15 protein-coding genes are annotated in these 12,962 nt (G+C 65.9%); 1 reads left to right on the plus strand and 14 read right to left on the minus strand.

Annotated features, from left to right (window positions below; translation table 11 throughout):
* The first annotated feature begins 70 nt into the window (after positions 1-70).
* A complete protein-coding gene (locus tag ACIPG5_RS23640; protein WP_401378506.1) occupies positions 71-2,548 on the plus strand; it encodes a TonB-dependent siderophore receptor in 2,478 nt (825 codons plus the stop codon).
* A gap of 33 nt (positions 2,549-2,581) precedes the next feature.
* Here the strand turns inward: ACIPG5_RS23640 and ACIPG5_RS23645 are convergent, their stop codons facing one another.
* The 14 genes from ACIPG5_RS23645 to kdpC form a co-directional block, all read right to left on the minus strand.
* Complete coding sequence (locus ACIPG5_RS23645) at positions 2,582-3,298, minus strand: SDR family NAD(P)-dependent oxidoreductase (RefSeq protein WP_401378507.1); 717 nt, start codon at positions 3,296-3,298, stop codon at positions 2,582-2,584.
* 80 nt (positions 3,299-3,378) lie between these two features.
* The gene (locus tag ACIPG5_RS23650) at positions 3,379-3,663 is read right to left on the minus strand and encodes a hypothetical protein (protein ID WP_401378509.1); all 285 of its coding nucleotides are present in this window, start codon (positions 3,661-3,663) and stop codon (positions 3,379-3,381) included.
* Between the two features lie 59 nt (positions 3,664-3,722).
* Positions 3,723-4,259 (minus strand): EndoU domain-containing protein, encoded by a 537-nt coding sequence (locus tag ACIPG5_RS23655; protein ID WP_401378511.1) that lies wholly within the window; start codon positions 4,257-4,259, stop codon positions 3,723-3,725.
* Between the two features lie 79 nt (positions 4,260-4,338).
* Positions 4,339-5,121 (minus strand): glycoside hydrolase family 19 protein, encoded by a 783-nt coding sequence (locus ACIPG5_RS23660; RefSeq protein WP_236237385.1) that lies wholly within the window; start codon positions 5,119-5,121, stop codon positions 4,339-4,341.
* A 107-nt stretch (positions 5,122-5,228) separates the two neighbouring features.
* Positions 5,229-5,603, minus strand: a complete 375-nt coding sequence (locus ACIPG5_RS23665) for a hypothetical protein (RefSeq protein ID WP_401378513.1) — start codon at positions 5,601-5,603, stop codon at positions 5,229-5,231.
* A 32-nt stretch (positions 5,604-5,635) separates the two neighbouring features.
* On the minus strand, positions 5,636-5,869 hold the full coding sequence (locus ACIPG5_RS23670) for a hypothetical protein (RefSeq protein ID WP_176516345.1): 234 nt from the start codon (positions 5,867-5,869) through the stop codon (positions 5,636-5,638).
* Positions 5,853-6,158: a hypothetical protein gene (locus ACIPG5_RS23675; protein WP_236237383.1), complete on the minus strand. Its 306-nt coding sequence runs from the start codon at positions 6,156-6,158 to the stop codon at positions 5,853-5,855. The genes ACIPG5_RS23670 and ACIPG5_RS23675 overlap by 17 nt, the downstream gene beginning before the upstream one ends.
* Positions 6,158-6,430: a hypothetical protein gene (locus ACIPG5_RS23680; protein WP_176516349.1), complete on the minus strand. Its 273-nt coding sequence runs from the start codon at positions 6,428-6,430 to the stop codon at positions 6,158-6,160. Before ACIPG5_RS23680 ends, ACIPG5_RS23675 begins: the two co-directional genes overlap by 1 nt.
* Before the next feature lie 94 nt (positions 6,431-6,524).
* Positions 6,525-7,124 (minus strand): DUF2589 domain-containing protein, encoded by a 600-nt coding sequence (locus tag ACIPG5_RS23685; protein WP_236237381.1) that lies wholly within the window; start codon positions 7,122-7,124, stop codon positions 6,525-6,527.
* Positions 7,125-7,134: 10 nt separating this feature from the next.
* Positions 7,135-7,614, minus strand: a complete 480-nt coding sequence (locus ACIPG5_RS23690; RefSeq protein ID WP_176516353.1) for a DUF2589 domain-containing protein — start codon at positions 7,612-7,614, stop codon at positions 7,135-7,137.
* 178 nt (positions 7,615-7,792) lie between these two features.
* Complete coding sequence (locus ACIPG5_RS23695) at positions 7,793-8,860, minus strand: helix-turn-helix domain-containing protein (protein ID WP_401378517.1); 1,068 nt, start codon at positions 8,858-8,860, stop codon at positions 7,793-7,795.
* Between the two features lie 102 nt (positions 8,861-8,962).
* Positions 8,963-9,658: a response regulator gene (locus ACIPG5_RS23700; RefSeq protein WP_176516355.1), complete on the minus strand. Its 696-nt coding sequence runs from the start codon at positions 9,656-9,658 to the stop codon at positions 8,963-8,965.
* On the minus strand, positions 9,655-12,309 hold the full coding sequence (locus ACIPG5_RS23705; RefSeq protein WP_401378519.1) for a DUF4118 domain-containing protein: 2,655 nt from the start codon (positions 12,307-12,309) through the stop codon (positions 9,655-9,657). Before ACIPG5_RS23705 ends, ACIPG5_RS23700 begins: the two co-directional genes overlap by 4 nt.
* A 100-nt stretch (positions 12,310-12,409) precedes the next feature.
* The gene (gene kdpC / locus ACIPG5_RS23710; RefSeq protein ID WP_401378521.1) at positions 12,410-12,961 is read right to left on the minus strand and encodes a potassium-transporting ATPase subunit KdpC; all 552 of its coding nucleotides are present in this window, start codon (positions 12,959-12,961) and stop codon (positions 12,410-12,412) included.
* Between the last annotated feature and the right edge of the window lies 1 nt (position 12,962).

Here is a 12,962-nt window from a genome sequence, read left to right on the forward strand (position 1 = left end):
TTTTCCCACACACCGTTCGGCTCATCCCCCAAAGGGTTTCATCGATCATTTTTACGGGGGGAGGTTTTACATGTCTGGCGTGTTCAAGCGTGGTCGTCTGGCGACTGCAGTGAAGGTGGGAATGTTGGCCGTGTCGGCTGCCGGTGCCTGGCCAAGCATGACGTTCGCAGCGCCCATGCCCGCGCAGCAAAACGCGGTGCAGTCGTTCGACATTGCCGCAGGCAGCCTGACCGAAGTGCTCAGCCGCTACGCCAGCGCAGCGGGTGCGGCGCTGTCGTTCGATGCCCGGCAGACCAATGGCTTGCGCTCCTCGGGCCTCAAGGGGGCTTACGGCGTCAGCGAAGGCTTCAGCCAGATCCTCGCCGGCAGCGGCCTGCAGGCCGAGCCGCAGGCCAACGGTACCTATGTGCTGCGGGCCGTGCCGCCTTCAGGGTCGGCACTGGAGCTGGGGGCCACCAACATCACCAGCCAGGTGCTGGGGGCCACCACTGAAAACAGCGGCTCGTACACCACCGGCGCCGTGACCATCGGCAAAGGTGAGCATTCGCTCAAGGAGACGCCGCAGTCGATCACGGTCATCACGCGCAAGATGATGGATGACCAGAACCTCAACACCATCGATCAGGTCATGGAGAAGACGCCCGGCATCACCGTGTACGACTCGACCATGGGCGGCAAGTACTTCTACTCGCGCGGCTTTCGCATGTCGGGGCAGTACCAGTACGACGGCGTACCGCTGGACATGGGCAACCTGTATGTCCAGGCCGACAGCTTCAGCAGCGACATGGCCTACTACGACCGCGTCGAGGTGCTGCGCGGCGCCGCAGGCATGATGAAGGGCTCGGGCGGCACCGCCGGCGGGGTCAACTTCGTGCGCAAAAGGGGCCTGGCAGCGGCGCATACCGATGTCACGCTGTCCGGCGGCAGCTGGGACAACTACCGTGGCCAGCTCGACACCGGCGGCCCGCTGAACGCCTCCGGCACCCTGCGCGGCCGGGCGGTGGTGGCCCAACAGAGCCGCCACTACTTCACCGACGACGCCAACCGCAAGGACCAGGTGTATTACGGCGCCCTCGATTTCGATGTCAGCCCCGACACCACCCTGGGGCTTGGCGTGGCCTACGAGGACGTCGACGCCAACCCATGCTGGGGCGGCCTGCCGCGCTACAAGGACCGCAGCGACTTGAAGCTCAGCCGCTCGACCTGCCTCGACCCGGCCTGGAACACCTGGCGCAGCCAGCGCACCACGGTGTTCAGCGACCTCACCCACCAGCTCGATGACAACTGGAAACTCAAGGTCGCCAGCGTCTATACCAAGAACACCCAGGACATCAAGTACGCCTTCGCCTCTGGCGCCGTCACGCCCGGCACCAACACCACCGGCATGCTCGGCAGCCTGTACGACTACGACCAGGTCGATTACGGCCTGGACGCCTACGTCGATGGCAAGTTCGACGCCTTCGGCCAGCAACACGAGCTGGTGCTGGGCATGAATGCCAGCCGCTCGAACAAGGATGACTTCTACTCGGTGGCGTTCCTGCCGCAGCGGCAAAACGTGTTCAACCCCGACAAGTTCATCCCGGAGCCCGACGACAGCTATTTCATCGAAAACTCCTCGCGCGGGGGCCCGGCCAAGACGCGCATCACGCAAAAGGGCCTGTATTCGACCCTGCGCCTGAAACTGGCCGACCCACTGACCCTGGTCATGGGCAGCCGAGTCAGCTGGTACAACGCCCAGACCGATTACGACTTCATCAACACCGGCACCTCGGAGCATTCCAGCACCCGCGAGACCGGGCAGGTGACGCCCTTTGCCGGCGTGCTGCTGGACCTGAACGAAAACCTCACCGCCTACGCCAGCTACTCCGACATCTTCACCCCGCAAGGCAACTACCGCGGCGAAGATGGCGCGGCGCTCAAGCCGCTGGTGGGCCAGAGCTACGAGCTGGGGATCAAGGGCGCCTGGTTCGACGGGCGGCTCAACGGTGCCTTCAACCTGTTCCGTACCGTGCAGAAAGACCAGGCGCAGACCGACTACAACTCCTCGTGCCCGTCCTCCGATGGCTACTGCTACGTCAACGCAGGCCGGGTCCGCGCCCAGGGCTTCGAGGCCGAGCTCAGCGGCGAAGTGATCGAACGCCTGCAGCTGCTTGCCGGCTACACCTATACCCAGACCAAGACCCTGGACGATATCGACAGCAGCCTGAACGGCGCCGCGTTCAACAGCTACGTGCCTCGGCATGTGCTGCGCATGTGGGGCGAGTACGCCTTAAGCGGTGCGTTGGAGCGCTTCACCCTCGGCGCCGGGGTCAGTGCGCAAAGCGACAACTTCCGCGTATCGCCCGCCAGTGGCGAGAAGATCAGCCAGGCGGGCTACGCGATCTGGAATGGCCGTATCGGCTACCGCATCGACGACACCTGGTCGGTGGCGCTCAACGGCAACAACCTGTTCGACAAGCGCTACTACGCCAGCATCGGCACCGAGACGTTCGGCAACTACTACGGCGAACCACGCAACTTCATGGTCTCGGTCAAGGCCAGCTTCTGATGCCAATGGGGGCTTGAGCGGTGGCAGGCAGCATCAGAACCGCTCATCGGCAATCGCCGGCAACACCAGCTCGCGCACGAACGATGCCGTGGACAAGTGCAACAGCGCCTCGACCATGGCCACCACGTCGTGCACGGGCACCTGCTGGCCACCCCCACGCTGCGCCGCCTCGTGCAGCGGCGTGGCCAGCGCATCGTCGGTATTCAGGTACCCCAGCTGCAGCACCGTGACCGCCAGGTTGTGCTGGCGAAACCCTTCGCGCAGCGCATCGGCCATGCCGTTGAGGGCAAACTTGCTGGCGCCGAATGCCACCTCCGGGCGCCCGCTCTGGCGCAAGGCGGAGGTGGAACCGGTCAGGATCAGTTGTGGCCTGGGTGCGGCGAGCAGCCTGGGCACCAGGCGCTTGAGCAATAGCAAGGTGGCGGTGATGTTCACGTCCACCAGCTTGCCGATCGACGCATCGCTGTCGTTCAGGAAGCTGTAGCCTTCGCTGAACGCCAATTCTTCCCAGATGCCGATGTTGCAGATCAGCACATCGAGGTTGTCCGACGCCCTTGCCGCGATCTGTTCGACACCTGCCAACGGCTCGGCCAGGTCTGCCTCGATCCACTCTAGGCGCGTGCCTGGCGACGGTTCAAGATCCCTGGGTTGCGAGCGCGATACACCAATCAGGGTGTCCCCGGGTTTGCCAAGCCCCTCGATCAAGGCACGGCCCAAGCCCCTGCTGGCACCGATAACCATCGTCTTCATGCTGTGTCCTTCCTTGCAAGAGAAGACCACAGCCTGAGACCTCGAGTTAACCTGAGGTCAAGCGCTGCAGCAAAACGCCCTCACATCACCCGGCCAGTGCGCCAGGCGCACAAGACGCTGATGAACGTATCGAGGCCCAAGGTAACCGTGGGATGGTTCGGCAGATGCAGGTGCTCGAGTACCACGGCCTTGTCGGAAAACGCCACGTGGTACGCGTTTCCCGTGTAGTCCACCCCAGGCCGACCGGCCTGCACATGACGCGCCTGTTCCAGCAGCAAGTCGGCTGCGATGCCATTGACCTCATCGTTCAAGAAAGCCCCAAGACCGGGGTAGCTAGCTTCCAGTTCGGACAAACACTGCATCACGGCCTTTCTCCCACGCATGAATCGAAAAAGGGCCGCAGTGACGCCGGCCCTTTTCACTCTTATGGCTTGATGGCTGAAGGATAGGCGGTGTTCACCTTGCCATCCAGAAGCCAGCCCTCGATGGCGAACGCCTTGCCCCCGACGGTGCATCCAGACCCAGAAGAGCCGGTGAATTTCCCAGTGTCCGTGGTACTGCCACTGGCAGCATTGACGATGGCCGCCAGCACCTGATCATGGCTGCAACTGTCCGGGAACATGGTAGAGCGCGTCTTGCTTGCAGGGCCTTGGTTACCGTCCAAGATGTCGAACTTGGTCATCTCGTAGATACCGGTCGAGGTCGTCGGTGCGATCACCGTATCGGCGGTCACCTGGACGGTCGCGGGCAGCGTGCCACCCGGCCGGCTGTGAAAGCCGACGGCCTTGCCCTTTTTGTTTATCTCGCCGCAGAAAACATGCTTCTGATTGACCACCGGCACCGTCGCCGAATCGCCCCAGGGGCATACCGCACCGCTTGCGGCAAACGTGAGGCCAGATGCCAGCGCCAAACCGGCCAGTGCCACGCGCGCTGCATGGATCGCAATCACCTTGTTCATCATCAAAACTCCCTTTTTGCTGTTGATCGGGGCGCACCCGCCCCGTGCTGCCGCCCTGTGCGGCAAAACCTGGAGCAGGTGTTCAGAGCCCAAGCAGCCACTTGGCGCGGGCCAGGTAGGCGATGCGCTCGTCAAGGCCGTTGAAGCCGCCATTGATGCGCCGGGTAATCTCGCGCACGTCATCCTTGTCGGCGTGGTCGTTGAGCTTGCGGCTGTTCCAGAACCAGCCCGCCACATCCACCGCCAGCCCTGGGTCTGTACTCACCAGCGTGGGCGCGTCCTTGAGCTCGAAATCGCGCCCGCAGGCCTTGCCGTATTCGCGGTAGTTGGCGCGCCCGGTGAGCTGGATCAGGCCACGCCCCTTGAAGCGCGCCCCGTCGCCGGCCTGGGTGTTGCCCAAGTCCTTGCGGCCTTCGTAGGCGTTGCCGTTGGCGATTTCCTCGGTGTATTGCAGGCAGCCACTTTCATGGGCGATCTGCGCCAGGAAATGCGCGCGGCGCAGCGGGGTGTCGATCCTGTAGCGCTCGAACACGTCGACGATGGGCTGGCGGAACGCCTCGATCCTGGGGTCGCTGGCCAGGTTGAAGATCGCCCACAGCTTGGCCTTCACCAGCCCCGCCGGCAGGCCGGCGCGCAAGGCGGCAAGGGTCGGGTCCTGGGGCTTGACCATGCTGCTCTCGGCGAGCCCATTGGCCATTTGAAAACGCTTGAGGGCGACGCGCGAACCCTGCCCCCACAAGCCGTCGCAGACCAGCGCACTGACGAACTCGCCGCGGCCACTGTTCATGTTCAGCAGCAACTGCAGGCTGCGCACATCGCCCCTGCTGTTGCTGCCACCGTCGCCAACCGATTTGTTGATGCACATGTTTGCCTCCTTGCGACAGGTGCACGCGCCCCGTGGGGCGACGTCCAATGCGTGCCTTTGCGCAGGTTGTTGATGGGAATGCTGTGTTGGTGAAGCGGGGTCAGCCGCTATCTGGGCGTGAGGGTGAAGCTGTACATCGTGGTGCCCTTGTAGGTTTTCAGCTGCACCTGCAGCGCATCGCCATCGGGCCGGCTCAGCAGGTCGCCGTTGTTCAAGGGCCCGCAGCGGCCCTTGCCAGTTTCCTTGATGGGGTAGCGCAACGCATCGCCCACCGGCTTGGGCGAATCCAGTTTCAGCACGCAGGCCCACTTGCGGATGGCAAGGCTGCCTGCTTCCATCGCGCCCTTGTCGGCGAGGGTCAGGGTTACATCGACAGTTGCCTGGCCATCCTTAAAGCTTCCCTCGTAGGCCTGGCCGGCAAGGGTGGGCAGCGCGATCGTCAGCGCCAGCGCACCCGCCAGCAGTGAGGTAATAGGTTTCATGTTGACTCTCCTTGTTGAATGAATACCCGGGGTCAGAACGCCAGCAGCAGCCCGACCCATTCGGCGATGGCGATCGCCAGTTCCGGGCGCACCAGCCCCAGCGCCATGAGCCCGACCAGCAGGCTGGCGCCGATGGCAATCACCAGCCGCCTCTGGCCAGACATCTTGCGGCGGGGGGACGACTTGAGGTCGATGATGGATTTCAAGGCACTGCCCTCCTCCTGTGAAAGCACCAACAGCATGGAACGGTCATTGCGCCTGCTCATTGCCAGGCCTCCTGTAGATCGCCAGCAACTGCCCGTCGACGCGCACCACGATGGCCTCGACGCCGTATCCGGGTACTTCGATGCTCAGTTGATGGGTGGCCTGCTTGCGGGTCGGCGGGCTGCCGATACGCAAGCCATAGCTGCCGGCACTGCCCAGTGGCTCCACGCAGGCATCCATCACCCAGGTCATGCCAGCCACCTGGGTGCCCGGCCACAACCGCTCGCACGCCTGCTGCGCACGCTGCATCTCGGCGCCCAGCGCCAACACCAGGTCCTCCAGCCGCTTCATCACGGCTGCTCCGCGTCATCGGGCAACCAGTACGGCCTGCGGGCAAAACCGACGTGGTAGGTCAGGGCCTGCAAGACCACCTGGTGCTCACCGATGTTGAGCAACTTGAAGCTTTTCTCGATACCCACCACGCGCCCGCGTGGGGTCCCGCTGAGGCAACGGTTGAGCAGTGCGGCCTGGGCCTGCACCGCCTCTTCCGGAGTCAGCTTTTCCGGGTCGAGGCTGCCAACCACGATGCGCTTCACATATCCAACATCCGTCAAATCGAACATCACGGCACTCCCTTACCGGAAAAGCTGGTCAGCCAGCGCTGGCCTGATGCACAGGCACACCTGCCGCTGGCCGGTCACTCAGCACGACCACGCCTCAGGCGGCGATCTTCGGCGCGACCGACTGGGCGATGAGGTCCATCACCCGCGCCAGCCCCTCGGGCATGCCGTCATCGACCGCATGCACTTCCACGTGGTACTTGGCCGACTGGTCGGTGGAGCGGGTGTTTTCCTTGTGCGAAGTCACCGAGCCCGACACGTTCACCTTGGCGCTGAACGGGCCCCAGCCCAACTTCGCTTCCGCCGAGAACTTGCCCTCCTCGGTGCGCTCGTCGCGCGATTGCTCCGAATTCTTCACCTCCATGTCGAAGCTGATATCCACCTTGTTGATGGCCAGGCTCGGCACCTTGACCACCGCCAGCAGCGGCACCTCCAACTGGACCTTTTCGGTCGCCCCCGCGTCGTCGGCGGTGGGGGCCGAGCGCTGGTAGCTGAACATCACGTTGCGGATATCGCCTACATCGTTGGGGCCGGCCGTGGTCGGGTCGGCCGGGGGCAGAAAGCCAATCACCTTGATGAAGTTGGCGGTGGCATTGGCCAGGCGAACCTGCGCGTCGCAGGCTGCAGCCAAAGGTGCGCCGATCAGCTCGCCCATCGGCAGGCCGCTGAACTGGTTACCCATTGCAAAGTCAGGCATGACGTCTCTCCTAGATCAATTTATCGAGGTTGTGAATCAGTCGGGCCATGCCCTCGGACGAAGGCTGGGTTTCGACTCTGAGGGTGACGCGCGCCATTGGCCCGCCTTCACCATTGCGGCGAACGCCCATGTCGACGTTCAAAGGCTGATGTGTATCGGTTGGCCACGCCGAATCGGAACCTTCGGCGGGCGCAGGCTTGGCATCGCTCTGGTCGGCATGCAGGCCGACCTCGAAGTCGATCTGCATGTCCTTGACGGTGAGCAGCCGCGAGCCGACCAGCGAGAGCAACGGCACGCGTACAAGGCGTTCCTCACCTTCGGCTGCATCGGGGGCTTGCGATGGCAGGCGCACATCGACACTGACGGGCCGGTTGTCCTCGTCGAAGTACTGGCGCACGGTCGACATCTGGAACCGCTGGATCTTGTCCTGAGCTTCGGCGACAGCGCCGGCAATGCTCTGGATCAGATGGTGGAGGGAGTGATTCGCCACGGCTGACGCTCCTTGTCGAAATCAGTGCCGATCCAGGGCCGCCTTCGGGCAGGCCGGTTGACGATGGCACTTGCAGTTGTTGGTTGAGCTCAGGTTAAGGTGCGCCCGGCGCGGCGTCCCGGGGCGTGCGTCCCGATAACTTGGAGGCGCGTCCCAGAATGCCGGCCCGCCCGCACCATCAGCTGTAGGTCAGCTCCCTGACCCACTGATCGAGTGCCGAGCGTTCGCCGGGCAGTGGTACCAGGCTGAAGAAGCCCGGCACTGCCCCGGCGTGCAGCGCGGTTCGGGCCGCACGTGGCGACAGGCCAAAGGCCTTGCGGAACAGGCGGCTGAAATGCGCCTCATCGACAAAGCCATGCTCGAAGGCCAGGTCGCCAATGCGCCGCCCGGCGTTGGCGCTGTCGCACAGGGCGAACAGGCAATGCCGCAGGCGCCGTTGCAGCACATAGTGGCGCACCCCGCCAAAGCGCTCGAAAGCGCGGTACAGCTGGCTGCGCGAGGTGCCGGCCTCCTTGGCCAGTAGCGCAGGAGTGAGGTCGCTGCGGTGCAGATTGCGCTCGATCAACAGGCGCACTCGCCGGCCCAGGTCCACCGGCCCTGCGCCGGGCGCTATCGCTTGCGTGGCCTTCGCCAGGCAGGCCGCCACCATCCCCAGCAGGGGCAGCGCCAACCTCAGCGCCTCGTCCGTGCCCAGGCACGGCGCGCTCGCCGCCAGTGACGAAAACAGATGCGCCAGGAGCATGCCGGCGGCTGTTTCACGGCGCAGCACCAGGCCATGCAGTTGCCCGGCATCGAACAGCAGCAACGACAGGGCAGTACGCGGAATCAGCAGGCTCATGCCTTCGCTGCTGGCCATGCCGAAACGCGAAGGTTGCGCGAGGTCGAGCATCACCAGGTCACGCGGCCGCACGCGCATGCCATTGCCGCAGGCAAGGCCGCGCTGCAGCGGCAGGTGCAGCAGGTAATGGTCCAGGTCGCACCAGCCCAGGCGGGTGCGATCCCGTTGATAGCGGGCGCCATCCAGGTGCCCGCAACAGAACAGAAAACGACTGAAGTGATACACCGTGAGCGAGCAGGAAAAGGCGTCGGGGGCGCGCGTGCTGACCTCGAACAGCACGCTGGCACTCATCCGCCAATGGCTGAAGCCGGGTGCCGGCATCCCTGCCGGGGCACTGGGCAGGCTGGGGATCAGCGCGGTTTGTGTTGCGGCGTGGGGGGTGGGGGCAAGGGTAGAAGGGCAATCCATGATATCGACTCACTATCCATAGTTGAGTCGGTAAATTGGTTCAGGCCCAGGCCACCTGCTGCAATTTGCCACTATTGCCTTGCCCGCCAGAGCGCGTCGGGCTCAGGCGCCGGGCGCTACCAGGCGGTAGCCTACCCCCGCCTCGGTGATGATGAACCGCGGCGCCGTGGGGTCGTCGCCGAGCTTCTGGCGCAGATGCCCGACCACGATGCGCAGGTAGTGGGTGTTCTCCACATGGGACGGCCCCCAGATCTCCTTGAGCAGTTGCTGCTGGGTGATCACCCGCCCCGGGTGCCCGGCCAGCAGCGCCAGCAGCGCGTATTCCTTGCGGGTCAGCGCCACTTCGGCGCCCGCCAGGGTCACCTTGCGAAAGGCAAAGTCGACGGTCAGCGGCCCGAAGCTGGCCGCCACTTCGCCGCCGCCCGACTGCGGCACCTGGCGCAGCAGGGCGCGCACCCGGGCGAGAAATTCCTGGATGCCGAACGGCTTGGTCACGTAGTCATTGGCCCCGCCATCGAGCGCATCGACCTTCTGCACCTCACTGGCGCGCACCGACAGCACCATCACCGGCACCGCGCTCCATTCGCGCAGTTCGCGCAGCACCTGCTGGCCGTCCATGTCGGGCAGGCCAAGGTCGAGCACCACCAGGTCGGGCTTGGCCAGCGCCGCCTGGGCCAGGCCCTCGCCACCGGTGGCGGCCTCGATCACCTTGTAGCCCTGGGAGGCCAGGCTGATGCGCAGGAACTTGCGAATCTGCGGTTCGTCGTCGATGACCAGAATGGTGGCGGACTGGCTCATGGGGCTTCGCTTTCGGCTTCGGGTTGCTGGGGCAGCGGCAAGCATAGAGTGATGCAGGTGCCATGGCCATCGATGCCTTCGCCGACCAGAATCTGCCCGCCGTGGGCGCCGATCATGCCCTGGCAGATCGCCAGGCCCAGGCCGGTGCCCTGCCCGCCACGATCGCCCCGCGCGGCGGTGTAGAACATGTCGAAGATCTTCTCGCGCTCAGCCACCGGGATGCCGGGGCCCTGGTCGCTGACGGCAAAGCGCAGCTGTTCGTCGTGCACCGACACCTGCAGCTCCAGGCGGCCTTGGGCCGGGGAGAAGCGCGCGGCGTTTTCCAGCACGTTGATCAATGCCTGTTCGATCAGCGCCGCATGCACGAACAGCAGCGGCAATTGCGCAGGCACATCGGTGTGCACGCGCAGCGGCGCCAGCACCACGCGCAAGCGGTTGAGGGCACTGCCGACGATATCGGCCGGGGCCACCCAGTCGCGAGCAAGCTTCAGGCCGCCGTGGCCCAGGCGGGTCATGTCGAGCAGGTTCTGGATGTAGCGGTCGAGGCGTTCGGCTTCATCGCGGGTGCCTTCGAGCAGTTCGCGGCGGTCTTCGACCGGGATCGCCTCGCCCAGCGCCAGGAGGCTGTCGATGCTGCCGCGCATGGCCGTCAGCGGGGTGCGCAGGTCGTGGGACACCGATGCCAGCAAGGCGCTGCGCAGCTGTTCGGTCTCGCCGTGCAAACGGGCGGCCTCCAGCTGCTCGGCCAGGCGGGCGCGGGCCAAGGCTTGTGCCAGGGGCTGGCCGAGCGCCTGCAGCAGGCGCCGGCGCTGGGCACTGAGCGGCTCGCCGGATTGCGGGCGCACGCCAAGCAGGGCCAGGGGCTGGTCGTCGACGGCCAGCGGCCACCACCACCAGCGGCCATTGGGCAAGGTGTCGCTGCCATGCCCGGCGGCCTGGCCGTGCTGCCAGGCCCACTCGGCGGCGGCGCGTTCAGTGTCGCCAAGGCCGTGGGCTTCGCCGCTGGCCACCTGCAGCAGGCCTTCGGCATTGCGCTCGAGCAGGCACACCTGCACGTCCTGCCAGCCATTGAGGTGCTGGCCGGCCGCGTTGAACACCGCCCGCCGGTCGGTGGCCACGGTCAGGCGGCGTGACAGGTCGAGCAGTTGGCTGGTCTGCGCCTGGGTTTCGCGCAGCGCCTGCAACTGGCTGCGCTGGCGGGCGGCGAGGTTGCCGGTGAGGGCGGCCATCAGCAGGAAGAACACCAGCGTCAGCACGTCTTCTTCGCGCTGGATGCTGAAGGAAAAATTCGGCGGGATGAACAGGAAGTCGTACGTCAGGAACGACAAGGCCGCACAGGCCAGGGCCGGGCCCAGGCTGCTGCGCACCGCGACCAGCAGCACGGCGGCGAGAAACACCAGGGAGATGTTGGGCAATGCCAGCACGCTCGACACCGCCCAGGCCAACCCTGCCGCGAGCACGGTGGCAAGCAGTGCCAGCAAGTAGTGGCGCCACACCCATACCCGCTGTACCGCGGCCGCGGCCGGTGCGGGCTGGGCATCGCGGTCGAGCACGTTGATTTCCAGCCCGTGGCTTTCACGCAGCAGCCGCGCTGCCACCCCGGCGCCGAAGAAGCGCCGGCGCAGGCGGTCGCGGGACTGCCCCACCAGCACCAGGCTGGCGCGGCGCTCGGCGGCATGCTGGATCAGCGTGTGCGCCACTTCGCCGGCGCGCAGCAGCACCACCTCGCCGCCAAGCCGCTCGGCCAGCTGCTGCGCGGCCTGCAAGCGATGGCGGGCGGTTTCGTCGCGCAGCCGGCCGTTGTCCACGTGGACCATGCTCCAGGGCAGGTGGCGCCGTTGCGCGACCCGGCTGGCATGCCGCACCAGGCGCTCAGCCTGGTCGTCACCGTCGATGCCGACCAGCAGGCGCCCGCGCAGCGCCGGTGCTTCCTGGCCACGCTGGCGGTAGCCATGGGCAAGGTCGGCGTCGACCTGGGCGGCGGCGGTCTGCATGGCCAGTTCGCGCAGGGCGGTGAGGTTGGTTTGCGAAAAGTACGCATCGATGGCCGCCCTCGCCTGCTCGGGCACGTACACCTTGCCCTCGCGCAGGCGTTCGAGCAGCTCGCGCGGTGGCAGGTCGATCAGCACCAGCTCGAAGGCTTCCTGCAGCACCCAGTCCGGCAGGGTTTCGCGTACGTGCACGCCGGTGATGTCGCGCACCTTGTCGTTAAGGCTTTCCAGGTGCTGGACGTTGATCGTGGTGTACACATCGATGCCGGCGGCGAGCAGCTCCTGCACGTCCTGCCAGCGCTTGGCGTGGCGGCTGCCGGGGGCGTTGGTGTGCGCCAGCTCATCGACCAGGGCCAATTTGGGCGCGGCCTGGAGCAGGCCATCGAGGTCCATTTCCTCGAGGGTGACGCTGCGGTACTCGCTGCGCAGCAACGGCTGCTGCTGCAACCCGCCCAGCAGCCCCTCGGTTTCGGCGCGGCCGTGGGTTTCCACCACCCCGGCCAGCACCTGCACGCCCTGGCGTTGCTGGGCATGGGCGGCCTGGAGCATGGCGTAGGTCTTGCCGACACCGGGGGCGGCGCCGAGAAACACCTTGAGCCTGCCGCGGCCTTCGCGCGGCAGGTTGGCCAACAGCGCGTCGGCGCGGGCTGCGTCACTCATGTTTCATCCTTTGGTTGTGGGCCTGCTTTGCAGGCCATCGCCGGCAAGCCGGCTCCCACAAGCTGTGGGAGCCGGCTTGGCTGCGATTGGGGCCTTGCTGTCACTGCGCCAGATGCTCCAGCGCCTGGTTCAGCGCCAGCACATTGACCACGGGCGGCCCGATCAATGGGTGGAGGGTGGCCTCTTCCAGCATCGCTTGCAACCTCTGCTCCGGCACCTGCCGCGCCGCCGCCACCCGCGGGATCTGGTAGGCCACCGCCTGCGGCGGCAAATGCGGGTCCAGGCCACTGCCGGAGGTGGTCAGCAAGGCCAGCGGCACCGGCCCTTGTTCGGTGCGATAGCGCTTCGCCGCGTCACCCATCACCCGCTCGGCCAGCGCCGGGTTGCTCGGCGACAGGTTGCTGGCGCTGCTGGCCACGGTGGCATAGGCCCCCGCCGAAGGCCGCGAATGGAACCAGCCATCGCCCTGGAAATCCTGGGCGATCAGTGCCGAGCCGCGCACCTGGCCGTGCGCGTCGCGCACCAGGCTGCCATTGGCCTGTTCGGGGAAGGCCACCTGGGCAATGCCGGTGACCGCCAGCGGGTACAGGGCGCCGGTGACCACGGTCATCAGCAGGATCAGGCTCAGCGCCGGGCGTACATACGTATTCATG

Origin of the sequence: Pseudomonas sp. NPDC087029 (assembly GCF_044745345.1) — a bacterium.
Lineage (GTDB): Bacteria > Pseudomonadota > Gammaproteobacteria > Pseudomonadales > Pseudomonadaceae > Aquipseudomonas > Aquipseudomonas faucium.